We start from the raw sequence: 25,957 nt of genomic DNA, 5'->3' as shown, positions 1-25,957 counted from the left end.
CGGCGTCCACCGCCGCGACCTTTCGCGGCCATGTCGCGCAGATTCTGCGATTGGTTCCCGTCGACCACGTGAAGAGGCTGTTGCTGCGCCTCGTCCAGCGTCACTCGTACACAGATCGGGTTGTCGGACATGTGCAATGCGTTCACCGACTCGTCGATCGACCCACCGAGCGCGATGGCCAACGCGTAGCGATGCGGGCGAACCACCCGCGGTTGTCCACAGCGGGAGACCCAGAAAGCTGGCAAGGGACACGTATTCGAAGCATGCAGTATTCCCTTGCTCCTGCGGTCGCGGCTGTGCCCGGTGTACGTAGCAGACCACTTTCGCTGATCTTTGCGTTAGCTTTGCCCTGGGACTGTCTGAATAACGGTGGATCCGGTCCTTGGACAGTGGAAACCTCGTAGACAAGACCGCGAGGCACACTCGGTGGCAGTATTTTGGATCTGGGTCTCCTCACCGCAGCGGCCTGAATGTGGGCCGACCTCACCACAGTGTGAACGGCAGCCCGGCGTGCTCGGCCACGTGAATTCTCTCCTCGATAGTGTCGCGGTCTTCGTGTTGTTCAAGGCTGGTTCGGATGGCGTCGGCGATGGCGCGGGTGCGCCCGGCCGGTCCGCGGACGTCGGCCAGTGGGCTGGAAATGTTGCGGCGGCGTAGGTCGTATTCGCTGCGGTTGGTGCGGTTCGTTCCCAGACGTAGGTGGGTGGGGTTGGTGCAGCCGGCGAAATCGCACTGATGGCACAGCACCGCATCATCGGTGTTGGACCACCCCAACCGCGGAATGACGCCGTATTCGAGCTGGTAGGCGAACAAATGCGCCGGCACGGTCCCGCGGCGGGACGGCCCGGGCAGACTCGCGGCGCGGAACGATCCGTGCCCGGTCGAGGACACCCTGGCAATCCAGGGCCAGCACCGATCGTGTTGGCGTCGATAGCGTTTGGACTCGAACCGGGCGACAACAGCAGGATTGTCGAGCCAGGACCGCCACAGACGTTCAGGGATCCGGACCGGTTGCGGCTGCCCGATCAGCGTCATCTGGAACGCCGGCGGCGCGGGAATGGCGTCCGGCATGCCGGGAAGGGGCAGCGGAACATCGCTGACGAACGACATCACCGACCTCCTGAAATCTCGATTCAAGCTGTTACCGCAATTGACGGTAGGCGCGGGGTCCGACAGGAACCAGGGGCTGTGGCCTGGAAGTTTTCACTCGGGTGGGTTGTCGATGCGGGCGGCGAGGTACTCAGCGTTGTCGCGGCCGGCGAGAGCGGACCAGCGGGTCGCCGCAGCCACCGACACTCCGAGCAGATCAGCAAGGACCGGTGCAGGGAGATCAGCTGCCAGCGCGCACAGCGCCGCACCGCGGGCCGGCTTCGTGAAGATTCCGGCCGTCTTGTTGAGGTTGGTGGAGAGCCTGCTTCCCGAAAAGTGTGTTCCAGGCCGGTATCCGGGGAAGAGCCACACCGGGGCATCCGGCGGTTGCTGCCGCGGTTGTTGCTCGTTTTCTTCGAGGAGTTCGGCCACCAGGGAGGCCAACGGCGGCGGAATCAGCACCGGCACCGTATGCAATATCAGGTGCATGCCAGTGTCGTCGGTGACGACGTCATCTGCGGTGAGTTCGACGATGTGGGTAGGGATTTGGGCGTACAAAAGCAGCAGGGCACCGGCGACCCGAAGCGTGAGGTCCAGATTGGGGTCGCGCAGGCATCGTCGCAGCAAGGCCCAGCGTTGGTCGTCGCCGAGGATGTGTTGCGGCAACCCTTCGCGTCCGAGGCTCGGTACGTGGAGGTCGGCGGTGAGGTGGTGAGAGTTCGCCCAGAGGAGGAAGTCGCGCAGTCGCCACCGGGTGGTCGTCCCGTCGTCGAGCCAGCGATCGACGTCGGCTTGGCGCGCGCCGGCCAGGTCGCGGTCGTGGTCGGTGAGCCAGGTCAAAAACTGTGCCGCGGCGGTAATGCGGGCGCGGGCGTAACGCGAGACGCTTCCCGCCGCCGGTGGGTGTGCTCCGCCTCCCTGGGCACGGTGCCGGGCTCGGTGCAGCACGGACCAGGCTGCGTAGGGGCGCAGCAGCAGAGCGATGTCGCGGGGCAGACCGTCGAGCAGTTCGTCGATCCAGGCATCTACGGCGTCGAGGTCGTGGCTGCGGTCGTCGAGAACACCGGTGTAAACGAGGACAGTACGCAGGTGGCGCACGTGGGTGCCTTGTTTGAGCCGGTCGAGGCTGGCATGAGTGATCGGATCACCCGACTCGACCAGCGAGCGCAGAAGGGTGACCCACTGCGCGCGGTTGAGCAGCTGGTGAGAGCGTTCCCTCGGGGTTTCGTCGAGCAGAAATGTGGCAACACTGGCGAGTTGAGGATGAACGCGTCCGCCGGGGCCGGTGAGGAGATCCCGGACGCGGGATTCGACGCTGCAGGACAGGCAGAAGGTGTTCTCGATCAACAGGCCCACGATTCCACAATGGCGGCAACGCCAGTTCCGGCAGTCTCCGGAACAAGGTCCGCAGATCCGGTTGCCGTGGGTGTCGATCCCGACGAGCGGCCGACTCTGACCGCACCCGGCGCAGGGTGCGGGGGTGCGTCGCAGGTGCCGGTAGCAGGACCCGCAGATGGCACCGATCGGCAGCGTCGTCTGAATTTTCACTGTCCGTGAGCATTGGACGCACCGGCGTTTCTGCTGGCGGCGGGCCCGGCAGGTCGAGCAGATCGGTTTTCCGGATGTTTTTCGCCCGCAGGGTTTGTCGGCGCCGCAGACGCTGCAGGTTCGGGTCGGCGGCACCCAGCAGCGGTAACAGATCCACGCGTCCATCGTCTCGGTGACGCGTCGGGCATACTCGGTTTCTTGCCCGCATTCGCAGCACTGATGAACACGTCCGCGGTGGTAACAGCGTGAACAGAGCGGCCCGTGTTCGGTGAGAGCGTGTGCGGGTGTGTTCTCTCGTCCGCATGAGCTGCAGGTGTGCAGTTTTCGGGGACCGCAGTTCTGGCACACAGGGTTTCCGTCGACGCGGTAGTAGATGCGCGCAGCCTTGCCGCATATGTGGCAGGTGTGTATTCGGTTCGGATCGCGTGCTGCGCAGCGGCTGCAGATGGTGCCGCCGGGTTCGCGGACTGTGGGTATGCCGAGTTCGCCGCACTGTACGCAGGTCGTCAGCCGCGTCTTGTTGTAGCAGCTTCGGCAGATGCCGGCGCCGTCGTCGCGGTACGGCAACGTCCGCACTTTTCCGCAGCGATGACAGTGGACTCGCCGCACACTCGGGTGCTCGGCGGCGAGCAGATCGAGAAGTGTCCGCAAGACGGCCGGCCCGGCCGGATCGCCGGCGGTGAGGGCGCCCGGGTGCTCGCTCAGATAGGTGAGCAGCCGCCGGGCGTTCGCCGGTAACAGTCCCAGAGCCGCGATCTGGGTGTGGAGGCGATCGGGGTCGGATCCGGGGATCCGCTCGGTCAGGAGTGCGACGATCTCCGCGCAGGTGTCTTCCGCGTTTGGGGGCGGGCGGCTGGTCACAGACCTTCGGGACGACGGATGGTGGTGCGCCGCACCACCGGCTGCGGGCGGGGTGCGTGGGTGTCGCCGGATGTTTTGGGGACTTGATGGTCGGCGGCGGTGATGTCGATCAGATCGGCGACGCCGACGTCGAGGATGTCGCACAGGGCGGCGAGGGTGTCCAGGCTCAGGCGCTGTGGGGTGGTGGTGACGAGGCGGAAGACTTGTTCGCGGGAGAGGTGGATTCCGCGTTCGGCCAGAAGCGGGACGAGGTCGGTGGTGGCGAACATGTTCCGGGTGGCCATGAGTTGGCGCAGGTTCCACCGGTAGGTCATCTTCTTGTTCACGGCTGCTCCCACAGGTCGGGGTGCCGGCTGAGGGCACGGAGGAGGAGTCGGTTGCGGTACTCGTCGGAAACTCCGGTGTAGATGGCGGTCGTGGCGGCGTAGGTGTGCCCGACCTGGGTGGAGACGAACTTTTCCGGGTAGTCGAACTCGACCAGATGGGTGATGTAGGAGTGCCGCAGACAATGCAAATCCAACGTCGGATCGAGGCCGGCGGCGTCGCGGGCGGTGACGAACGCTTCGTTGATCCGGCGCAGCGAGATCCGTCCGGCGCGTTCGGTCACCCACACCGCGGGATGCGCGCCGACACCGAACGCGGGCCGGATCTCGCCGCACCACTGTTCGAGGACGGGAACGATCCAGTCCATTTCCGGGACGGTGAGCACGGTCCGGCGTTTCGGGGCGCTCCCGCGGGACGATTTCCCCCAACGCACGAACAGAGCGCCGCAGCGCCCGAAGGCGGGCGCTTTCGGATTGTGCCGCAGGTCCGCGAGGTCGAGTCCCCAGGCTTCGCGGCGGCGGAGCCCATAGGCGTAGATCGTTTTCAGGAGCGCGGCGTCGCGCATCGCGGCCAACGATCCTTTGCGGCGGTGGGCGCGGATGTCGTCGACGCGGCCGTCGGCGGCGTCGAAGAGGGCTTGGATTTCGTCGTAGGTCAACGGTCGCCGGCGGGGGTCGCCTTCGTAGTCGGCGACGTGGACGATGCTGTTCCATTCGTGCAGCACCTGTGAGGGGGCGACGCCGAACCGGTCGAGACATTCGGTAGTCCAGCCGTAGCGGGGATCGGTCAGATATTGCAGGAACATCCGCAGAGTGGTCTCGTAGAGGCGTGCGGTGGTAACGACGATCGGCTGCGGCCTGCTCCGGCAGTGGCCGATGAATGCTTCGATGTCCGCGCACGTCCACTGCCACGGGTATTCGTTGGCGAATTCCATGACTCGGCGGACCAGGATCAGGCGGGAGTCGATGGTGGCTGCTTTGAGGAATCGGGTTCGTTGTTGCAGCGCCCATCCGGCGAGCATCGCCTCGAACACCGCGGTGTGCGGGTCGAGGTGGGTGACCCCGCCGGCGAGGACGAGGTGCGCGGCACCGGGAAGATCGACCGTATCGACCATGTTGTAAACGATGCAACATTGCTGCACTGTTAGCAACAGCTAACCGATTTCCTACTCATTCGAGCGGAAACGTTGCGGCGCCGTCCCCAGATGGGCAGTCATACGGAAACAGCGCACGGCACCGAAAAACCGACATATTGGTAGACACAATCATGACGAACGTCGAGGGGCCCTGAGGGGGCGGGTGCCCTAGCCGGTGAGGATGCGGTAACGCGGTGAAACGAGATGGTAACGGATTAAATCGGTATTTGTAATACTGATTTGCGATCTTGGTGTGAGCTCCGCAAGCGACGAAGCTCGCGGCAGCCTGGTAGGTCACCGAATCACTTCCCCCACAATGGAGTCAGCCATGACCATCAACTTCACGATGTCCACCGAACAACGGAAGCTTCAGCATGAAGTACGCGAGTTCTCGGAAAACGTGCTCGCTCCTGTGATCACAGCGGCCGATGCAGAGGTTGACCCCCTCATTGGTTTTCAGATGACGAAACCCGCTTATATCGAGGCCTATCGCGCAGGAATTTCTATGTGCATGCTACCGAAAGCGTATGGCGGCGGCGGGGTCTCATGCGTCGACCTGGTTATTGCCGCCGAAGAGATTTGCGTCGTGGACCCCGGGTTCGCCTGCACGGTTCTCTGTAACGGCCTTGGCCTGATGCCAATTGCCTGGTACGGCAACGACGAGCAGAAGGAAAGGTTCCTGACCGCAGCAACTTCCGATCCTACCGGCGAATACCTCGGCGGCTGGACTGCGAGCGAGCCACCCGGAAACCCCTCCGGCACAGCCAACTTCGATATCGATCTACCACGGCCAGCCGGAGTCGGGCTCACCGCAGTTCTCGACGGCGACGACTACGTAGTGAACGGACGAAAATACTGGCCCTCCTCCGCGGGATGGGACGAGCAAGGAACCAACGCAGGGACGCTGATCGTGCGCACCGACTCGGAGAAGGGAGGTACGCAGGGGTTGTCGGCGTTGATCCTCGAACGAGGAACTCCCGGCGTCACCTACCGCCACCTGGACAAGATCGGCCACCGACTTGCCTCGAACGCGGAAATCGTCTTCGACAACGCCCGAATCCCCGCTGCCAACCTCCTCCCCGGTGCAGCCGGCAACGGCGACCTGGTCATCAACCGCAACTTCGCCTGGTCAGGACCCGTCGCGGCCATCGCCGCCGTCGGCATGGCACGCGCGGCGTACGAAATGGCGCTCACCTGGGCGAAGACGAACACTGGCGGCGGTTTGAAGCCCATCATCGGCTTCCAGAACGTCGGGTACGTACTCGGTGACGTGGCATCCAAGATCGAGATGGCGCGGTACTTCTCCTGGCGAGCTGCCGATTATTTGGACAAGCACGACCAGCACGCCGAACTGGTCGGAGCGATGAACAAGATCCAGGTCACCGAGCTCATGTTTGACTGCGTGTACAAATGCATGCAAATCGTAGGCGTCAACAGCCTCGAGACGCAGAACGGATTCGGCAAAATCCTGCGCGAGGCCGCCGTGCTCCCGATTTACGACGGCGGAAACATGGGCATGCAACGTCGCCGCGTCCACGGAATCCTCGCCGATCCAACATTCAACCCGCGGGCCATCATGGAAGACGAGTACGTCAGGTTCGGTAAAGAGCACGAAGGCATCGGAACACTCGCAGGCTGATTTTCTCGGGATCGCTTGTTCGGCCGGTAGAGGAACTGTCCTCTGCCGGCCGAGTCCCCTGAGGTTCGTCGAGTCCATGCTCAGCAAGCAATGCACTGACCCGCACCTGTAGAGTCCGGACCAGTAGCAACGGAGGCGAACAGGATGAAACACACGAGTCACGCCGACTACGCATTGCGGGTTCTACTGTACTTACGTGTCGCGCCTGGACAGCGCGGTTCGGTCAGCGAGATAGCTACAGCCCACAAGATCTCACGAAACCACCTCGACAAGGTCGTGCAAAAACTCGCCGGCGCCGGATTGGTCGAGACTGTGCGCGGTAGAGCGGGCGGGGTGAGTCTCGTCAAGGACCCATCGGACATCACCGTCGGCGAGATCATGAGAACGATGGAAACCGATTACGCCGTCGTCGAGTGCCTCGGCGCCGTTCGGTTCTGCCGCGTTGCCGGCGTCTGCGGCGCACGAGATGTCTTCAGTCGCGCCCTGGACGCATACTTCGAAGTCCTGGACCAGTCGACACTCGAGGAGATCGCAACAAACGATTACGGGCTGCGCGGCGCACTCGGCCTATCCGGACGCGCAACCACACACTAATCGACACCGACCCATCGACAATCCGATCTCACACAACCCTTCACCACACCGTACGTGAACATCGAAGCCGTACAGCGGCAACGCTGTTGACACGAAGGTCCTCCTATGCCCATCGACTTCGATCTGACCGACGAGCAAAAGCAACTCAAATACCACGCGCGAGATTTCGCAACCGGCGTTCTGCGCCCAGTCTCGGAACACGCCGACGCCATTACAGACCCCCAACACGCGTTCGCCACGATGAAACCGGTCTACCGCGCTGCCGCCGAAGCAGGTTTCACCACAATGTTTCTCCCCCGAGAATTCGGGGGCGGTGGAGCATCGAACATCGACTTCCTCATCGCAATCGAAGAACTGTGCGCGGTCGACCCAGGCTTTCCCACCATCGTGCTAGTGAACGGACTCGCGCTCATGCCCATCGTGTGGCTGGGCAGCGACAGTCAGAAGGAAAAATGGCTGCGCAGAGCCACATCGGACCCGGACGGCTCGTTTCTCGCAGGATGGGTTGTCAGCGAACGCGGAGGAACTGCTAACTTCGACCACCCAAGCCCATCCGCTGGAATACAGTTGCTGGCCGACCACCACCCGCGCCAAAGAAACTACGCACTGAACGGCGAAAAACACTGGCCCTGCAATGCGGGCGGTTGGGACTTGAACGGCGCCGATCTCAACGTCTGCGTGGCACGAACCGACCGAACTAAAGGCGGAGAGAGCGCCCTCAGCGTATTCGTCATCGAACGCGGCACCCAAGGCATCGAATACGAAGTCATCGACAAGATGGCCCATCGGACATGCCAAAACGTGACAATGACCTTCCGCGATGTACGTATCCCGGAAGAGAACATCTTGACTCAGGGTGACGGCGACCTGCTCATCCAACGCAACTTCACCTGGTCCTCCCCTATCGCCAGCATCGCCGCCGTCGCGGTGGCACGCAGCGCCTACGACTTCACCCTCAAATGGGCCAAAACCTACACCGGAGGTGGAACCTCACCGATCATCAACCATCAGGCCGTCGGAAATCTCCTCACCGAGGTTGCATCACGCATCGAGGCCGGCCGCTACTTCTGCTGGAAGACCGCCCATTACATGGATAAACATCCAGGCCAGGGACATGCGCTGGGTGGGATGAACAAAACCTTCTGTGGTGACCTCATGCAAAAAGTTGTCTACGACTGCATGCGTATCGTCGGCGTCAACGCCCTCGACCGCCGCTTTCCCTTGGAGAAGCTCTACCGCGAAGCAATGGTCTTTCCGCTCTACGACGCGGGAAACCTCGCCATGCAACGGCGCCGCGCGTGGGGCGTCATGGCCGATAGCTCGTTTTCCGCCGACACCTTCGTAGATGGGAATCCACTCGAATTCACGCGCTCGATGCAGGGTTACGGTTCCCGTATCGATCACAGCTGAAGCCAGGACCCCAGGAGCACTTCGAACTGTGCTTGTCGCGCACTTCGTGAATCGCGAACTCGGAACCGGTCAACGGCCGGCTGAGTTCGAGCATCAACGCGTACCGATGCGGGCGCACGACCCGCTGCCGTTCGTCGTGCATCAGCCAAAAGCCGGCAACGCGTAACTATTCGAAACATAGATCCGCGCAAGGTTTGAGAATCTCCTGCGGTAAGTTGGTATCGGTCGAATGCGTCCCCGGATGCAATTCCGCTCAGTTTCTGCCGTATCCGTCGTCGGCAATGGCTCCGATCCGGATCGCACACGGGGACCGATGCGGCCGTGCACGACGTAGCTGCGAAACCGAGCTCGCTCGTCGGCGTCGCCGACTATTGACGGTTTCGGCACCGACCTCCCAACCCACCTAGCAACTACCGGCATCGCTGACGCCTTGGCGAAGAGATCAGGGCCAAGCGAGAGATGGTGTGTATCGAACATCCTCTCCACACGCTCAAACCGATTGATTCACGTTGCGACAGTGTTTCTGTTGGTCGAGTCCGCCGGTGGAGCAGAACGATCTCGGGAGCGCGGACCCGTAGGTTTTCGCTGGCCGGGAATAGACCTATCCCCATAGGGATCGTCGCTCGGTGTGAGTGAAGGTGAAGATGCTTGCAAGCAGGCTGATGGCTGCGGTAACCAGGAGTACTTGAGGTCCGGTGATCGCGGCACCGATCAGAGCCCCGGCTGCGCCTCCGGCTGCGAAGGACCCGAGAAGCATTGCATAGCAAAGCCAGTCGAGGTAAGTACCGCCGCCCAGTAGGTGTCTTTCGATCCCTTGGCCCAGTTTGACGACGGTGCCGGTGACGTAGCTCAGGGGGATGTAGGTTTCTTCTCGTTTCGTGAATGCTGTGTTGAGCGCGCCGAGAGCGAACGCAACCAACAGAATGGGATAGAAATTTACGTCGTCGGACGCCCAGCCGGATATCCCGATATCGATGAGCCCTGCCGCGGCGAGGGCGATGGTCGTGACAACTGTTGCTCCGTGTGGGTGATTGGACCAGTATCGGCGGCGGCAGATCGACGCGATCACCACTCCCGCCAGAAAGGCACCCATCAAAGCCAGCGCCGCCCACGGCGATGCGCCGGGTGCAACGGGCTTACCTTCCGGACTGCCGAAATGCCCGATGACGGCGCGTTCGGTGTTGCCGGTCATGAACGTCACGAAATACCCCGCCGAATGCAGAAATGCGACAGCACCCACCATTCCGGCCAGCGCGGACAGTATCCACGACAGTCGCGCCTCCGCGCCGACGGCTGTTTCGCGGCTGAGTGCCACAGAAGATGTCATGCAACCAAGTCTCCCGGCCGTGTACGGAGCCGCAAGTCGATGAGGTGCAGCTCACTCGGCGGTTCTTCGGTGTTCGTATTCCCTTCGGAAGCAATCGAACTCCCACCTGCACCTCGTCTGCCGACCTCGGTGACAAGCCCACCCAGCGGTGTAATTTGCGTGCTCAAGTAGCACGAACTCGCGGCCCATCCGCGCGTGGTCAGTTCCATCCCTGTGGATCGGTGGGCGGCACAGTGTCCGGATATCAGCCGATGAGTCGGAAGGCTTCCGTCCCGCCGAGATGTGGGAACGCTGGCGTACTGTCCTGCGGTTCTATCGCTACCCCTCGACGCTACTACTCACCGAGCACGTACCGGGGGAGACTTTTCCCGGTATGTGCAGGTGGCCGGTGCGTCCAGGCCCCGTCGCCGTTCCGATCGACCGGTGGGGTCGTGCCGTTTCCCGCCGACCCGATGCCCCAGGTAGCGGTCGGGGCGGTCATCGCTGCTCACCGCTCCGGGCGACTGCCCCGGCGCGATCCACGCCCGCCCCTGTCGTGGCGACGCGGTCGTGGCGAGCGGGAAACTGACGTCACCGGCACACCACCGCACCCGGTGTCAGCTGCACCAGGCTCGGACTACTAGCTAATCGGTGTCGATGCCCGCCGCCGTGCCCACGCCGCTCTGGCCGATGTGCCTGACCTCGTCGATGATCTCGAGTATCGGATCGAGACTCTGATGCACCGCACCCTGGAACTACTAGACATCGAGCCGGACGCCGAAGCGTCCGTCGAATGGGTCGGCGAACAGTGACCGACACGGACGATCCGCCAACGCCAACGCCAACGCCAACGCCGAAGTCCGTGCGCCGACGTCACGGTTTGTCGGTGCCGGGTCGTCCCGCCGCGGGGCCTCGCTTCTTGATCGAGCGCGTGCGATCGACTGCTTCGATGTCCGCATTGATGGTTCGGCGGAGCTTCCTCAGGGTCAGTGCCGACAGCGGCAGGCTTGCTGCAAGTGCGCCAAGCAGTACCAACACGAAGGAAATGTCAAGGCTCGTCAGTGCGTCGACGGCCAAAAGCACTCCTGCGGCGACACACACGAAGAGCAGGCGTGCACCGTTGTAGGCCAGCACATGAAGGGCAAGCTGCCCGCGAGCAGTTGAGGGTGCGCGGAACACCGGCATCGGCCGTCCTGTCGTGCGTAGGGGCTTCCTGGGACCTTGATTCAAATACTATGGTGCATAGTATTTGATGGAGGAGCAATATGAACAGCAGCAGAAACCCCGCCCGAGGCCGACGGAGCTCGACTCGGCGATCACGCCCAGCCGGAGTGCCCGGGGGCGTGCGCGCTCCCTGGGCGGTGATAGGCGCGGGTGTCGTCATCGTCGTGCTCGTCGGTGCGATCGGATACAACCTGGCCCCCCGCGTCCTCGAACGCAATCAGGCCGAGCGGTTCGCGCCGACCGCCGACGACCCGGACCCCTCCCGCGGCATCGACGGCGTCGTCGAGGTCGAGTATCCGGCCGCGCGGCACGTCGAACCAGCTCAGAGAGTTGCCTACGATCAGAGTCCGCCGTTCGGCGGCCCTCACGACCAGACCTGGGCGACGTGTACCGGAGTGGTGTACCCCGTCCCGCTACGCAGCGAGAACGCGGTTCATTCGCTCGAACACGGGGCGGTGTGGGTGACGTACGACCCGAACCGGGTCTCCTCCGACGAGGTCGGTTCACTCGCCGGGCGGGTCGAGGGCGAGCCCTACACGATGATGTCGCCCTACCCGGGCCTGACGGCACCGATCACGCTGCAGTCGTGGGGCCATCGACTCGAGCTCGACAATGCCTCCGACCGGCGCATCACTCAGTTCGTCGCTGCTCTGCGACAGAACCCCTCGACCCACCCCGAGAGCGGAGCCAGTTGCTCGACCATTCCCGGCGCGTTCGATCCCGACAACCCGCCGCCGTTCGACGCCAGCGAGCCAGGACCGGACGCGGTGCCCCTCGAGGAAGACCCGGCCCTCGACAGTGCGCCAGCGCCGATGGGGGAGGGGAGTCGATGACCGTGCACGGCCAGGCCGACGATGCCCAGATCGACGATGCACAGAACGACAGTGCACAGAATGACGCCGCGGAAACGGGACCCAGATCCAGGCCCAGGGCACTGCTCATCGGCTTGGCGGTGACAGCTCTCGTCCTGTCCGGCGTCCTCATCGGCGTACTGCTCACACCGGACAGCGCACGAGTGGCCGTACCGGCATCGAATTCGGTGGATGTGGGTTTCGCGCAGGACATGTCGGTCCATCACAACCAGGCGATCGAGATGTCGGCGATGGCGTTGGGACGCTCGACGGATCCGGTCATCCGGACCCTCGCCTTCGACGTGTTGACCTCGCAGCAGAGCCAAGTCGGCACGATGCAAGGCTGGTTGACACTGTGGGACAGGCCATATCTGCCCGACGGCCCGACGATGACGTGGATGACCGGGGCCAGCTCGACAGGGGGTCACCCGATGGACATGAGCGCGTCCGCGAACGACAGCGGACAGGACGCGACGTCGATGCCCGGCATGGCCAGTACCGCCGAGCTGACGGCACTTCGCCGGATGAACGCCGAAGAATTCGACGGCCGGTATCTACAACTGCTCCGCCGCCACCATCGTGGGGGAATCCCGATGGCAGAGCAGGGAGCAGCGAACGCGACAGTTCCCGCTGTCGCCGCGCTCGCGGGCTCGATCGCCTCCGCGCAAACCGCCGAGGTCGGTCAGATCGATGTCCTGCTGAGCGCACACGGGGTCTCACCGTTGCCGGAGAGCTGACGCCGATATCTAAATACTATGTTGCATAGTAATAACGATTGGGATGACCCCCATGACCGGCATCGGCACGCATGAAAAGGCGTCGAATCGTCGAGTTACTGTGCAAAGCACTCACTTTCGACGCCGAATCGATAGGCGAAACAGCGACGAATGCAGTCGAGAGTGTGACAGAAGGGGCTTGTGGTGTCGATGGGATCACGCAACACTGACCCACGGCCGACACGGCATCCACTGCGATCGTGACCGGCATTCAACGAGAAGGGTGGGGTGACCACGTGAACAACGCGGGAAAGACGACGCCGAGCGGCGGGCGACGTCGCGCATGCCGAGGTGCGCGGACATACGTGATCGTCGGTGCCGCACTCGGTGCGGTGTTCCTGCACGCCCCGGTAGCCGAAGCGAATCCGGGTCAACCGGCCGTGGAGTCCGGGGACGAGGTCGAAGGTCAGCAGACCGCCGACGCCGTCAGCCGGTTGATCCGCCTGGCCGATCGGGCCGCGACAATCGGTACCGATCCGATCGCGGTGGCAGACCTCGCAGCCTTCGCATCCTCGACGTGGGCCGCCGCCCAGGCCGGCGGCGTCATCGCGGACACCGCCGGCCCGGTGTCCGCGTCGGCAGGATGCATCGTCGACGCCATCGCCCGTGGAGTCTCGAATGCCCCGGCGCAGTCCCTGTCCTGCCTGGCCCCGTTGGCGACTCTCGACCCACTCCTGGCCCTTCGTATCGCCGCATCGCTCCAGGTCGACGCCCTCGACCCCGCAGTCCCGCATGACGGCGACCGAGGTGGGGAACAGGATCCGGTGACGGGCAACACCGGCCGCGATTCGCCCGTGCCCGGCACCACCGACACCCCTCCCGCATCCGAGACGACCGCGCCCGAAGATTCTGTTCCTGATGCAGCACAGCAGCGCGGTTCCACGTCCGGTGGCTCGGCCACCTCCCGAGGTACTGCGTCTGCTGTCGCACCCAGCAGCGGACTGGTCACCTCGAATTTCGGCACCCGAAGCGGGACACAACACGGCGGTGTCGACATCGCCGACTCACTGGGCTCACCGATCGTCGCCGCGGCCGATGGAACGGTCATCAGCGCCGGGCCCGCACAGGGCTTCGGGCTGTGGGTTCGGATCAGACACGACGATGGATCGATCACCACCTACGGGCACAACAACGGAAATTCGGTCACGGTGGGTCAGCGCGTCCGTAAGGGCGATCGGATTGCAGAGGTCGGGAACCGCGGTAACTCGACGGGTCCGCATCTGCATTTCGAGGCGACTTCTCCCGCGGGACAGAAGGTCGATCCGCAAGCCTGGCTCGGTGAGCGTGGAGCCAGAATCGGGGTGGGCACACGTGCGCGATGAATGCGCCCGATCAGGCCCTTGCCAGTAAGCGCGATCAGGCGATGAGCTCGCGGCAGTCCCCGAGCGCGGGACGGCCGCGACAGCTCAGGTCCGTTGACTGGTCTCGCTACCGATCTTTTTCAGAAAGTCGTTGTAGGCGTTGAGTTCGCTGTACCCGTCTTCTTCGGCGTGCCGGTCCGCGGCAGCCGATTCCTCCTTTTCGTCCCGGTTCCACCGAATGCAGAAGATGAGCACCACCAGCAGGGCCACCGGCTCACCGTAGGACCACGCAAGCGCCCCGGCGAGCTTCTGATCGGATACCGGATCGACACCCCACTGCGGGGGAGGGGAGGCGAACGTGGCGAGCATGGGGGTGCTCGACATCATCAGGATGACACCGAAGAACACATGCAACGGCATCTCGACGAACAGGTCGAACAACCGGCCCAGATTGCTCTGCCGAACGGGGAGGGGGCCGACGGCGAGCACAGGGATGATGAACAGCAGCCCGCTGGCGAAGAAGAAGATCTCCATCGATACGTGCCCGATGACTGTGATGGCGAGAACATCGAAGATCGACGACAGATACAGCCCGTAGTAGCTGAAGAGGAACAACGGGATCGTCAGACCTGGATGTAGTGCGATGCGCCCGGCGCGGCTACGCAACCCCGTCAGCGCCGCGATCAGTACCCACCGCCCGGCTCCGTGATGAGCGGTGGCACGCAACAGAAGTCGTCCGGGCGAACCCACCACCAACAACGGTGGGATGGTCATCGACAACGTCAGATGCTGGAACATGAAGACGCTGAACAGGCTGTATCCGTAGCGTTCGACCTGCAGTCCGGTCACCAGGACCAGCGCCGCGCAGCCGAGCAGAAAACTCGCACTCCGCCACCGTGACCATGCGATACCCCGGCCGCGGATCCGGTAGAGCCCCCAGCAGTACAGTCCGGCCATGACGATGCCGGCGATCGGCAGGATCGGGAGCGGCGGAAGATCGAAGCTCAGCAACGCTGCCAGGGTCGGCGGGCCTTCCGGGGGAGTTACGGCGGCGATGTTCATCGGGCCCCTGTCATTGCTTGTCCTTGCCTCGGATCACCAACGTCAGGGCGATGGCAGCGAGACCGAGGACAGTCAGGCCCACGATGGAGAGCAGCATCATGGTGTTCTGTTTCGGTGGCCGGTCCTCGCTGGCGGACGGGTTGTTCGGATCGTAGGCCTGCGTCGGCGTGGTCGAGGGAGCCGGCGAGGTCGCACCGCCCTGCGATTGCTGTGCAGCAGCGTCCGGGCGGGTGGCGGTCTCCGCGACGTCGACCGAAAAGCCGTACGACCCGGTGATCGGGTGCCCGTCCGCGGAGGTGACGCGGTAGCCGACGGTGTACTGCCCGTTGGGTAGGCCGTCCTCGAGCAGGACCGATACGTCGGGGCCCTCGACCGTGGCCGTACCCTGCGTCCACTGAGTATCGCCAGGACCTACCACGCTGATGGTCGCGAACGATTCGTTGATGTCCTGATTGAACTTGAGGCCGACGCCGATCGGTGCGAACTCGAGCGTCACATCGGCCGGGGGGTCGGAGCTGACGAGTTCACTGTGCGCCGATGCCGGGGCCGCGGAGAACAGTGCTGTGCCGCACATGAGCACGGCGACCAGCATCCATCGTTTCACGTTCGGTTCTCCTCTGGTCGTACTGATTCTCCTTACTACTATGCGCACTAGTAGTAAGGGGGTGTGAGCCTACGGGGGTCGGTCGACCGTGTTACTTGTCGACGTCCGGCCGTTTCGATACGTCCGGTCCGGCAATCGCTTCGGTGATCACTTCCGAGGGCGCGATCGAATCCGAGTGCGGGCCACCGACGTGCTGCTCGGCGCGGATGCGTTCGACCATGTGCGGATAGTGCAGCTCGAACGCCGGCCGCTCGGAGCGGATCCGGGGCATCTCGATGAAATTGTGCCGCGGGGGTGGGCAACTGGTCGCCCACTCGAGGGAGTTACCGAAGCCCCAGGGGTCGTCGACGGTGACCACTTCGCCGTAGCGGTAGCTCTTGAACACGTTCCAGATGAACGGCAGCGTCGAGGCCCCGAGGACGAACGATCCCACGGTCGAGATCTGGTTGAGGGTGGTGAATCCGTCGGACGGGAGGTAGTCGGCGTAGCGGCGCGGCATTCCTTGGGCGCCGAGCCAGTGCTGGACGAGGAAGGTGGCGTGGAAGCCGAGGAACGTCAGCCAGAAGTGCCACTTGCCCAGTCGTTCGTCGAGCATGCGGCCGGTCATCTTGGGGAACCAGAAGTAGATGCCGGCGTAGGTCGCGAACACGACCGTTCCGAACACGACGTAGTGGAAGTGCGCGACGACGAAGTAGGTGTCGGTGACGTTGAAGTCGATGGGCGGGCTCGCCAGGAGCACTCCGGACAGTCCACCGAAGACGAACGTGATCAGGAATCCGATGGAGAAGAGCATGGGGGATTCGAGGGTGACCTGGCCGCGCCACATGGTGCCGATCCAGTTGAAGATCTTCACCCCGGTCGGCACGGCGATGAGGAAGGTCATGAACGAGAAGAACGGCAGCAGCACGGCACCGGTGGCGTACATGTGGTGCGCCCACACCGCGATGGACAGGGCGGCGATGCCGACGGTGGCGTAGATCAACCCCTTGTACCCGAAGATGGGTTTGCGGGAGAAGACCGGGAAGATCTCCGAGACGATTCCGAAGAACGGTAGCGCGATGATGTAGACCTCGGGGTGTCCGAAGAACCAGAACAGGTGCTGCCAGAGCAACGCTCCGCCGTTGGCGGGATCGAAGATGTGGGTGCCGAGTTTCCGGTCGGCGAGCAGGCCCATCAGTGCTGCGGTCAGCAGTGGGAACGCCAGCAGGATCAAGATCGAGGTCACCAGGATGTTCCAGGTGAAGATCGGTAGCCGGAACATCGTCATTCCCGGTGCGCGCAGGCACACCACGGTGGTGACCATGTTGACCCCGCCCAGGATGGTGCCCAGGCCGGCGACGAGCAGGCCCACGATCCACAGGTCGGATCCGATACCGGGGGAGTAGACGGCGCTGCTCAACGGGGTGTACGCGGTCCAGCCGAAGTCTGCGGCACCGCCGGGGCTGATGAAACCTGCGGTGGTGACCAGTGCGCCGAACAGGTACAGCCAGTAGGAGAAGGCATTGAGCCGGGGGAAGGCGACATCGGGTGCGCCGATCTGCAGCGGCAGGATGTAGTTGCCGAAGCCGAAGACGATCGGGGTGGCGTAGAGCAGCAGCATGATCGTGCCGTGCATGGTGAAGAGCTGGTTGTACTGCTCGTTGGAGAGGAACTGCATTCCCGGGACCGCGAGTTCGGAGCGCATGATCAACGCCATCAGGCCACCGACGAGGAAGAACCCGAACGAGGTCACCAAGTACATCAGCCCGATGACCTTCGGATCGGTGGTGGTGACCATCGTGTGCAGGAACGACCCCTTGCGTGCCCCGCGGGGAGGATAGGGGCGGACCGCCGGCGCAGCCGGAGGAGATGTCAGCGCCGTCATGGAACCACCTTCGAATCGCACGCGAATTACAGGACGCGTCCGACAGCCTAGCCCAAATACTATGCAGCATAGTATTTTGGGGGTGGTTCAAGTCAGCAGAACCGCGCACGCTGCGGCGGAGACCGCACTGAGGGTGAGGATTGCCATAGCGGCCGGCACCACGAGCGGCAGCACGGCGGCGGCAGCGTACGCGCCTGCTCCGGTTCGGGTCGGCGTGTGCGCGCTCGTGTCGAGGTGATGCAACCGCTCGGCGGTCGATTCCCCGATCAGGCCCAACGCCCACAGTGGACGCGCCGAATGCGCCTGCGAGACCGTCGACAAGGCCGAACGCACAGTGTCGGCGCTGGTGACCGCGGCCGCGGACCGGTCCGCGGCGACCTCGACCAGAACCCGCACCGCTGCAGGTGCTGCGGCGAACAGGGGAACGCGAGGAAGTGCTTTGGCCAGGATCTCGCAGATGTTGACGATGCGGTGGTGGCGCCCGCGCAGGTGGGCACGTTCGTGTGCGATCACTGCCCGCTGTTGATCGGGATCGAGATGGGCAAGCAGGCCTTCGGTGGCCACGACGTAGCCGGGGCGACCGTCGATGCTGTAGGCCAGCGGGAGCGGGTGGTCGAGCCACATGATCGGTTCGGGTCCGGGGTCCGTGCGCGCGACGACGGCGATGACATCGCGGTGATAGTCGCGGACTTTGGACCGGGCTCGAAGCTGACGGCGAGTCGAGCGCAGGACGCGCGCCGACGCCGATACCGCGAGGACGACCGATGCCCCGGCGACCGCTTCCCCGATCCACGGCTGCGCCGCGTGTTGCAGTGACCCCAGACAGCGGACGGCGAGTTCGACCATGCCCTCGGCGGGCGCATGACCGGGCCAGAGCAACACGGCCACCGCGGATCCCACGAGAAACAGCACCCCGGCGATGCTGCCGATCCATGCGGTCAAGGCGAGAGTGGGGCTCACGGTGCGGGTGAGCGAGGTCAGCGGCTGCGGCAGGGCGACGGCCGCGATGATCGCCGCGAGGAGCAACACCAGCGCGACGATCACCGGTTCACGTCCGGCAGGTTCCCCCGCAGAGCGTCGAGCTCGTCGTCGGTGACGGTTTTCGCGAAATGCATCAGCACCGCGGCCGAGTCGGTACTGGTGTCGAGGATTTCGCGCAGCGCTTGCGAGGTGGCCTCCGCGCGCGACTGCACGGGCGAGTAGAGATAGGCGCGTGACTGCTTGGTCCGCTCGACCCACCCTTTCTCGTGGAGATGGGTCACGACGGTCAGGATCGTGGTGTAGGCGGGGTTTCTGTCGGCCATGAGTTCACGCAGGTCGTGGACCGACTGTGGTCGGTCACATTCCCAGAGCACGTTCATCACCTCCGCTTCGAGATCACCGAGCCTTTTCATCGCCAGATCTTCTTTCCTCGTCGTGTCAGCTGATATCGACTCCGCGTGCCGACAGCCACGCCGTCGGGTCGGACTTGGCACCGTCGGGTTGCCACACTTCGTAATGCAGGTGGGGTCCGGTGGATTGGCCTCGGTTGCCTACCGTAGCAATGAGCTCGCCGGCTTTCACGCGTTGACCGGCGGTGACGAGCGCCTGGTCTATGTGGCCGTACACCCCGATCGTGCCGTCGTCCTGACGTATACGCACCCACAGGCCGAACCCTTGCGCCGGCCCTGCTTCGATGACCTCGCCGTCGGTCACCGATACGATCGGCGTCCCGATCGTGTTGGCGATGTCGAGTCCGTAATGCGTTGTCCCCCAACGTGGCCCAGAACTGGAGGTCAATGTGCCCGACACCGGCACCACCGAGAGCGGGCGCCGCGCCTCGGCATCGCGTGCGGCGCGCTCCGCCGCCCGAACTCCCCCCTCGGCGAGTTGCTCGGTCATGCGCTGCGCGACCCGGCCGACGTCGAGATCGGGCATTTGCAACACCTGCGGGGGTGAGGTAACGACCGGGCTCGGCGGCAGGACGCCGGCGGGAGGGCTATCGATACTCGCAGCGCTGAGCGCCACACTGTCCTGCGACCCGGTGTTCGGAGACGTCGCTGCCGCGGACAGAAAGGCACCGACCGCGACCGACGCAGCGATGGCGCGGCCACCCGGCTTCGGCACCCGGCGGCGATGAAGTCCGCGGCGAGCACGTCGCGACACGGGCTGGACTACATCGCGGTCACCCTCGCTGTGCGTCGTCTCGTCCGGACCGGCCACGTGCACCCACATCGACGCGGTAGCGTCCGCGGCCGCGGTGTCCCAGGCGGCGCTGACCGCGTGAGCGGGTACATCCGGTGCGGGCGTCTGCGCCGAAGGCGTGTGCTCGTCCTGCGACCGATTGTCGGAGTACACGGTCTCGGCGGGCGACTCGGTCACGAAACGCGAGGGTGCGAACCCGGCGTGTCGATGACGGGGGTGATCGATGAGCGCCGTCGGCCTGTTGCCGACGGGCATCGAGACCGCGACGCCGGGTGCCGGCGCTGCGTAGTCGTCGTCGATCGGATCGGGTGTGCGGTGTCGGGCCAAGATCACAATCCTTGGTGGCTACGAGGCCGTGGCCTCGCTCGAGATAACGAAATGGTGACGGTCAGGCCACAGGTTACTACTATCGAGCATAGTTTTTCCATCCCACTCGACCCGGATTCGTCCGTACCGCTGGTCACGGTCCTCGGAGGACATCCCGCCGGGCTACGACATCCCGCCGGGCTACGACATCCCGCCGGGCTACGACATCCGCACCGGAACAGGGCTGGGCGTTTCGGGTATCAGGGGTGATCGCGCCGAGAGGACAGGCCACCGAGCATGGTGTTGTACGCCTCGAGTTCGGTATCACCTTGATCGTCGACTCGGCGGTCTCGTTGCCGTGCCGCGCTCTCGTCGGCCGCCGACCACCGGACCGCGGCGAGAACCGCGGCAGCGAGCAACGGCAACTCCCCGATGCCCCACGCCAGAGTGCCGCCGCGCCGCTGGTCGGCCAGCAGGTCTGCGTTCCAGTCCAGACGCAGTCCGCTGTAGAAGCTCGCTCCGAGCGCGGTCTCGAGATCGATCGTCACGACGAGGAAGAATGCGAACCCGGCCAATGCGGTGATACTCGCGAGCAACTTCGTCAGTCCCGCGATCGGTCTCGGTACCGGGTCTTCGCCGACCGTGCCCCAGAACATCACCATCCCGACGGTCAGGAACCAGCCCTTCATCACCATGTGTGCCACATGCGAGTCGGCGACGGTGTCGAACAGTCCGCCGGGGTAGAGCAGGTAGAAGCTGCTCAGGAACACCGTGGTGCTGACCCACGGGTGTATCGCGATCCGGGCTGCTCGGCTCTGCCATGCAGCCCGGAGCCATTCGCGCGAGCCCGGTGCTTCGGCGGCCGACGCGGTCGGCAGGACCGAGGCGAACAAGGTTGCCGGTCGGCCGAGGACCAACAGCAACGGCACGGCGACGGCGACCGCGGTCAGTCCCGCCATGTGCACGCTGAACATCGCCGGGCTGTAGAACCCGACCCCGGACGAGGTCGCCACGAGCAGCACCGCAGTACCCGCCAACCAGCTCGCTGTCCACCGCCGCCGCCATGACAGGCCTGCCCGCCGACGGCGCCGCACGGCCACCAGATACAGGACGGCCGCGATCACCGCCGCGGAGCCGAACACCAGGTCGAAACGCCACTCGAACGCCAACCGCGCAGCGGTGGGCGGGCCGTCCAACACGTAGCCCAAGGCCTCTTCGTGCGCCTGGGGCAGCGAGGTGTCCTGCGGCGGGGGCGGGGGAGTGCGGCCCAGTGCGACCGCCAGGCCCACGGTGGTGACGAGAACGAGGGTCTCGATCATCGACAACGTGATCAGGGATCTGCGCCTCGCGGGGTCGTGAGCCAGAGCGCGGACCGTTCGTCGTCGCTGTATCCACCCGAGGGTCCCCACGATCGCCAGAGCTGCGATCTTCGCCAGTATCAGAGCGCCGTACGTCGAATCCCACAGCGACGTCACGGGCACTCGCACGGCAGCGTTGACCACTCCGGAGACCGCCATGATCACGAACGCGACCAGAGCGAGCGTCGAGTAGCGGCGGGTCGCGACGGCAAGGTGCCCACCTCCGCGCAGCGCATGAGCGAGAAGTGCGAGGAGTCCGCCCACCCACAGCGCGGCAGCGAGGATGTGCAGGATCAACGAGTTCGTCGCGATGTCGTGATTGCCGCCGGTCGAGGAGTGGCCGGTGACCGCGCGCGGGATCAACGCGAGCATCGACAGGGCGAACAAGGCGGGGGTCCATCGATGCCGCAACACCGCCGCGCATGCTGCGGCGGTGATCGCCGCGACCGCAGAGGTGATGGCCCATGCAGTGGAGGCCTCGACATCGCCGATCGCACCGAGGAACTGCACCGGTTGCGCTGCAACGGATCCGACAGGTTGACCCGAGGCGTCCGAGAGTGTCAGCGGCACCAACGCCGCCGCGCACACCGCCCACACTGCGGAGGCCTTCGCCGCGGTGCGGACGGCTACGTACCCGTCGATGTCGAGCACACCCGACCTCTGAGGCGGAACGAGAAATGCCGCGAGGAGCAGCGACCCCGCCGCCACGACGGCAGCCACCTCGCCGATCGCGGTCAGTGCCGGGATCCCATACGTGGTGACCGGGCCGGGATCGGGCAGACCCAACAGCACGAGCGCTTGCGACGTCGACATCGCGGCGAGCAGTGCAGCGACCACCGCGGCAATCGCTGCGCACAGCACCATCACCTGCGATCCGGAGCGTCGATCCACTGCGCCGCGGGTCGAGCGGGCCGCTTCGGTGGCCATGGTGTGCGCCTCTTCCCGGTGGATCGTGTTTCCGACATGGGCGCGAGGCAGTCCGACCTGCGCCGACAATGAACTACTACGAATGATAGTTGTACGAGTCCGGGCAGCCACCGCCGGACAATCCTTCAACACTTGCATGTATGCGCATATCGCAATATATTGTCGTTCTGCGGACCGGACACGACGAAGGAGCAACGATGGGGCACGGACACGGCCACGGGATAGAGCCGGGTTCACCGGCCAGCGCGTCCGGAAAACACCTCGGCCGACTGTGGATCGCTGTCGGCCTGGGGGCGGTCACCCTCGTGACGCAGGTCGTCGTCGGCCTGTCCACCTCGTCGCTGGCCCTGCTCTCCGATTCCGCACACGTGTTCACCGACGTGTTCGGGATACTGATGGCGATCGTGGCGATCACACTCGCACAGCGACAATCGACCAAGGCTGCCCGCACGTTCGGGCTCTACCGAGCCGAGGTGTTCGCCGCATTGTTCAATGCACTTCTGCTGTTCGGTGTGGCCGGTTGGATTCTCTACGAAGCCGCGCAACGCATCACGAATCCGCCCGAGGTCCCCGGCGTCCCGGTGATGGCGGTGGCCACCCTCGGGCTCGTGATGAACCTCATCGCGTTCGCCCTGCTGCGCAGCGGCGCCAAGGACAGCCTCAACGTTCGGGGTGCGTATCTCGAGGTGATGGCGGACATGCTCGGCTCGATCGGCGTACTCGTCAGCGGGCTGGTCACCGTCCTGTTCGGATGGCGGTACGCCGATCCGGTCATCGCGGTCGCCATCGGCGTGTTCGTCCTGCCGCGCGCGTTCAACCTGGGCCGTCACGCCGTGCGGATACTGCTGCAGCACGCCCCGTCGGGCATCGACGTGGCAGCGGTCGAGAAGTCGTTGGCCGCCGTCGAGGGTGTCGAGGACGTGCACGACCTGCACATCTGGACCCTGACGTCCGGGATGGAGGTCGCGTCGGCGCATTTGACCGTGACCCCGGGTACCGCCTCACCGCCGGTGCTCGCTGCCGCTCAACAGGTCCTTCTCGATCAGTACGGTCTCGACCACGCCACGCTGCAGGTCGAACCTCCACGCGGTGAGGGTCGATGTCGGGAAGTGGCGTGGTGACAGGGAGCAGTCGAGGTCTTCGAAGTGGGTGAGGCGGGGTCGTGCGAACCCGCCGGCTCGGGTCACGCGGGGTCGTGAGATGGATCTGCGCGGCGCGTTCGGTGGTCCACAGGGACGTCCGTAGCGAGCACTGCACCGGCGACACGGCGAAGGAGCCGCAGACGGTGAGGTCCACGGTCAGGTGTGCGCGGCCGCCGAATCGGAACCGGGCTGCCTCTCGGCTGTATCCCGCACGAACACCGACGCACCGATCAGCACCACGACACCGCTGGTGATGTAGACATCGGCGAGGTTGAACGTCGGCCACCATCCAGTGTGGAAGTAGTCCGTGACCGCACCGTCGACAAGCCGGTCGAGGACGTTGGACAGGGCACCGGCGAGGATCAACGCCAGCGCCACCGTGGTCCACTGCTCCCCGTGCCGAGCGCTGTGCCATCCGTAGGCCGCGACCCCGGCGGTGATCGTCGCCGTGACCGACACGATCACCCATAGGGGCAGTGAATCGCCCAGGCTGAAGGCCATTCCGCGGTTGAAGGCGAGTCGCAGTTCGAGGATCGGTAGTGCGATCGGAGAGCCGGGCAACGCTTGTTGCGCCCAGTAGTCGACGGTCAGCGCGGTAGCGACCAATGTCAGCACGAGAGTCACTGCGTAAGCACGCAGCCGCGTGGGAGACGTGGTGGGGGAGCGGTTCACGGATCCTCGTTCTCGGGTGTACCTCGGACAGGTGCTGGGTGTCGACGGAAGGGATCGGTCACCGCCGCAGAGTTGCCATCACATAAAATACTATGCACCATAGTAGTTGATGAACGGCAGAGATTTCTCCGGTACCGGCTGCTTGCTCATGTCGTCATGAGAGCGGCTCCTGACACAGAACCCGGACCTCGACGACCCGGCGACGACTCGAACCGGGCGCGGTGGGTGACCGGCAGCAACGGAGTCCGTGCCTGGATCCGGCTCCTCGCGGCTGCCTCGTCCGGGTTGCTGTTGTACGCCACATTCCCGCCCCTAGATCTGTGGTTTCTCGCTCCGGTAGCAATTGCAATGCTGCTGTTGGCTGTGCGCGGGCGAGGGACGCGTGCGGGGGCCGGGTACGGCTTCGTCGCCGGCTCGGCGCTCTTCGTGCCTCTGCTGCCGTGGGTGGGGGAGTACGTCGGATCGGTGCCGTGGCTGGCGCTGTCCGTCGCTCAAGCCCTCTTCGTGGCGATGTTCGGCGCAGTAGCGGATCGGATGTCCCGACTGCCGTGGGCGCCGGTCTGGGTGGCGAGCGCCTGGGTGGCGATCGAAGCTGCGCGATCTCGGATCCCGTTCGGCGGATTCCCTTGGGGCCGCATCGCATTCGGTCAATCCGACGGGCCGCTACTGCCTCTGGCTGCGTTGATCGGCGCACCGGGGTTGTCGTTCGTCGTGGTGCTGATCGGGTCCGCTCTGGCCGGCGCTGTTGCCTCCGATCGCATCACCCGCAGAACTGCAGCAGCGTCGTGCATCGGTGCGGCCACTGCTGTAGGGGCGCTCACGGTGGTAGCTCCACTGTTCGCTCCGCCGCCGCAGGACACGGTCACCGTCGCCTTGGTGCAAGGCAACGTCCCGCGGCTCGGTCTCGACTTCAACGCCCAACGACGAGCAGTGCTCGACAACCACGTTCAGCGCACCATCGAGCTCGCCGACGACATCGACTCCGGCCGCGTACGCGCACCCGATCTGGTCATCTGGCCGGAGAACTCCTCCGACATCGATCCCCTGCGCAACCCCGATGCCGCCGCACGTATCGACGCCGCGGCCCGCGCCGTCGGAGTGCCCATTCTCGTCGGCACGGTTCTCCGCCGAGACGACGGCACCACCACGAACACCTCGATCGTGTGGGATCCCGCCAGCGGGCCCGGGCAGAGGCACGACAAGCGGCAACTGGTGCCGTTCGGGGAGTACCTGCCGATGCGCACGATCGTCACCGCACTCTCTCCCTATGCCGCCCAAGCAGGACGCTTCGTTCCGGGCCAGGGCAACGGCGTCGTCGACCTCGCCGGAGTGCCCGTGGCGGTGGCCACCTGCTACGAGGTCGCCTTCGACTCGTTGCTCACCGACTCCGTGCGCGCCGGTGCTGCGCTGATCGCGGTGCCGACCAACAACGCCACTTTCGGTCGGACGAACATGACCTATCAACAACTCGCCATGTCGCGGGTACGAGCGGTCGAACACGGGCGCAGCGTCGTCGTTTCGGCCACCAGCGGAGTCAGCGCCGTCATCGATGCACGCGGGGAGGTCGTCGAGCGCACGGAGCTGTTCACCCCCGCAGCTGTCGTCACCGAGGTGTCACTGAGCACCACCCTCACCCCGGCGACGATCACCGGCAGCGTTCCGGAATGGATTGCCGCCACCGGCGCTGGTGCAGCACTGGCGTTCTCGCTGCTGTGCCGACCACGCTCCATCACACCGAACCCCGCAAACTACTATGTCGCGTAGTATTTAGATGGTGGTC

22 protein-coding genes are annotated in these 25,957 nt (G+C 64.7%); 8 read left to right on the top strand and 14 right to left on the bottom strand.

The genetic code is table 11. The features are described 5' to 3' along the window. Window positions 1-483: 483 nt before the first annotated feature. The 4 genes from J1M81_RS00900 to J1M81_RS00885 form a co-directional block, all read right to left on the bottom strand. Window positions 484-1,110 (bottom strand): HNH endonuclease, encoded by a 627-nt coding sequence (locus J1M81_RS00900; RefSeq protein WP_008720508.1) that lies wholly within the window; start codon window positions 1,108-1,110, stop codon window positions 484-486. Window positions 1,111-1,203: 93 nt separating this feature from the next. After that, the gene (locus J1M81_RS00895; RefSeq protein ID WP_042940323.1) at window positions 1,204-2,445 is read right to left on the bottom strand and encodes a hypothetical protein; all 1,242 of its coding nucleotides are present in this window, start codon (window positions 2,443-2,445) and stop codon (window positions 1,204-1,206) included. Window positions 2,446-3,494: 1,049 nt separating this feature from the next. Then, entirely contained in the window at window positions 3,495-3,824 is a 330-nt protein-coding gene (locus J1M81_RS00890; protein ID WP_008720505.1) for a helix-turn-helix transcriptional regulator, read from the bottom strand. Further along, entirely contained in the window at window positions 3,821-4,936 is a 1,116-nt protein-coding gene (locus tag J1M81_RS00885; protein WP_042940320.1) for a site-specific integrase, read from the bottom strand. The genes J1M81_RS00890 and J1M81_RS00885 overlap by 4 nt, the downstream gene beginning before the upstream one ends. 349 nt (window positions 4,937-5,285) lie before the next feature. Between J1M81_RS00885 and J1M81_RS00880 the strand changes: the two genes are divergently transcribed. From J1M81_RS00880 to J1M81_RS00870, 3 genes are all read left to right on the top strand, one after another. Further along, complete coding sequence (locus J1M81_RS00880; protein WP_008720500.1) at window positions 5,286-6,596, top strand: acyl-CoA dehydrogenase family protein; 1,311 nt, start codon at window positions 5,286-5,288, stop codon at window positions 6,594-6,596. A 144-nt stretch (window positions 6,597-6,740) separates the two neighbouring features. Further along, entirely contained in the window at window positions 6,741-7,190 is a 450-nt protein-coding gene (locus J1M81_RS00875) for an Rrf2 family transcriptional regulator (protein WP_008720498.1), read from the top strand. A 105-nt stretch (window positions 7,191-7,295) separates the two neighbouring features. After that, the gene (locus J1M81_RS00870; RefSeq protein WP_008720496.1) at window positions 7,296-8,600 is read left to right on the top strand and encodes an acyl-CoA dehydrogenase family protein; all 1,305 of its coding nucleotides are present in this window, start codon (window positions 7,296-7,298) and stop codon (window positions 8,598-8,600) included. Window positions 8,601-9,201: 601 nt separating this feature from the next. On the opposite strand, the gene J1M81_RS00865 is transcribed toward J1M81_RS00870, so the two are convergent. Beyond that, window positions 9,202-9,927: a YoaK family protein gene (locus J1M81_RS00865; RefSeq protein ID WP_008720488.1), complete on the bottom strand. Its 726-nt coding sequence runs from the start codon at window positions 9,925-9,927 to the stop codon at window positions 9,202-9,204. Between the two features lie 852 nt (window positions 9,928-10,779). Continuing rightward, a complete protein-coding gene (locus tag J1M81_RS00860; RefSeq protein WP_008720486.1) occupies window positions 10,780-11,091 on the bottom strand; it encodes a DUF4229 domain-containing protein in 312 nt (103 codons plus the stop codon). Window positions 11,092-11,171: 80 nt separating this feature from the next. On the opposite strand from J1M81_RS00860, the gene J1M81_RS00855 reads away from it, so the two are divergent. The 3 genes from J1M81_RS00855 (at window position 11,172) to J1M81_RS00845 (ending at window position 14,079) form a co-directional block, all read left to right on the top strand. Next, a complete protein-coding gene (locus J1M81_RS00855) occupies window positions 11,172-11,963 on the top strand; it encodes a DUF3105 domain-containing protein (RefSeq protein WP_032373348.1) in 792 nt (263 codons plus the stop codon). Next, entirely contained in the window at window positions 11,960-12,718 is a 759-nt protein-coding gene (locus J1M81_RS00850) for a DUF305 domain-containing protein (RefSeq protein ID WP_008720482.1), read from the top strand. Before J1M81_RS00855 ends, J1M81_RS00850 begins: the two co-directional genes overlap by 4 nt. 239 nt (window positions 12,719-12,957) lie before the next feature. Next, entirely contained in the window at window positions 12,958-14,079 is a 1,122-nt protein-coding gene (locus J1M81_RS00845; RefSeq protein WP_230558228.1) for a M23 family metallopeptidase, read from the top strand. An 84-nt stretch (window positions 14,080-14,163) separates the two neighbouring features. On the opposite strand, the gene J1M81_RS00840 is transcribed toward J1M81_RS00845, so the two are convergent. The 7 genes from J1M81_RS00840 to J1M81_RS00810 form a co-directional block, all read right to left on the bottom strand. Further along, window positions 14,164-15,120: a cytochrome c oxidase assembly protein gene (locus J1M81_RS00840; protein ID WP_008720478.1), complete on the bottom strand. Its 957-nt coding sequence runs from the start codon at window positions 15,118-15,120 to the stop codon at window positions 14,164-14,166. 10 nt (window positions 15,121-15,130) lie between these two features. Further along, entirely contained in the window at window positions 15,131-15,724 is a 594-nt protein-coding gene (locus J1M81_RS00835; RefSeq protein ID WP_008720475.1) for a copper resistance CopC family protein, read from the bottom strand. Window positions 15,725-15,815: 91 nt separating this feature from the next. Then, on the bottom strand, window positions 15,816-17,588 hold the full coding sequence (gene ctaD / locus J1M81_RS00830; RefSeq protein ID WP_072692203.1) for a cytochrome c oxidase subunit I: 1,773 nt from the start codon (window positions 17,586-17,588) through the stop codon (window positions 15,816-15,818). An 87-nt stretch (window positions 17,589-17,675) separates the two neighbouring features. After that, complete coding sequence (locus J1M81_RS00825) at window positions 17,676-18,632, bottom strand: M56 family metallopeptidase (RefSeq protein WP_008720974.1); 957 nt, start codon at window positions 18,630-18,632, stop codon at window positions 17,676-17,678. Further along, window positions 18,629-18,982 (bottom strand): BlaI/MecI/CopY family transcriptional regulator, encoded by a 354-nt coding sequence (locus tag J1M81_RS00820; protein ID WP_032382574.1) that lies wholly within the window; start codon window positions 18,980-18,982, stop codon window positions 18,629-18,631. Before J1M81_RS00820 ends, J1M81_RS00825 begins: the two co-directional genes overlap by 4 nt. 25 nt (window positions 18,983-19,007) lie before the next feature. Next, the gene (locus J1M81_RS00815) at window positions 19,008-19,802 is read right to left on the bottom strand and encodes a M23 family metallopeptidase (protein ID WP_206497581.1); all 795 of its coding nucleotides are present in this window, start codon (window positions 19,800-19,802) and stop codon (window positions 19,008-19,010) included. Between the two features lie 536 nt (window positions 19,803-20,338). Then, window positions 20,339-22,363, bottom strand: coding sequence for a cytochrome c oxidase assembly protein (locus J1M81_RS00810; RefSeq protein ID WP_206497470.1), 2,025 nt, complete (start codon window positions 22,361-22,363; stop codon window positions 20,339-20,341). A 197-nt stretch (window positions 22,364-22,560) separates the two neighbouring features. Here J1M81_RS00810 and J1M81_RS00805 point away from each other — a divergent pair, with 197 nt between their 5' ends. Then, entirely contained in the window at window positions 22,561-23,484 is a 924-nt protein-coding gene (locus J1M81_RS00805) for a cation diffusion facilitator family transporter (protein ID WP_008720079.1), read from the top strand. A gap of 177 nt (window positions 23,485-23,661) precedes the next feature. Here J1M81_RS00805 and lspA read toward each other — a convergent pair whose 3' ends face one another. Then, window positions 23,662-24,177: a signal peptidase II gene (lspA, locus tag J1M81_RS00800; protein ID WP_008720077.1), complete on the bottom strand. Its 516-nt coding sequence runs from the start codon at window positions 24,175-24,177 to the stop codon at window positions 23,662-23,664. A gap of 156 nt (window positions 24,178-24,333) precedes the next feature. Here lspA and lnt point away from each other — a divergent pair, with 156 nt between their 5' ends. Further along, complete coding sequence (gene lnt, locus J1M81_RS00795) at window positions 24,334-25,941, top strand: apolipoprotein N-acyltransferase (RefSeq protein WP_206497469.1); 1,608 nt, start codon at window positions 24,334-24,336, stop codon at window positions 25,939-25,941. The last annotated feature ends 16 nt before the right edge of the window (window positions 25,942-25,957 follow it).

It is taken from the genome of Rhodococcus sp. KRD175 (genome assembly GCF_017168275.1).
GTDB classification, from domain to species: Bacteria; Actinomycetota; Actinomycetes; order Mycobacteriales; family Mycobacteriaceae; genus Rhodococcoides; species Rhodococcoides fascians.
Note: the sequence above shows the minus strand (reverse complement) of the source record. Positions and strands in the feature narration are given on the sequence as shown.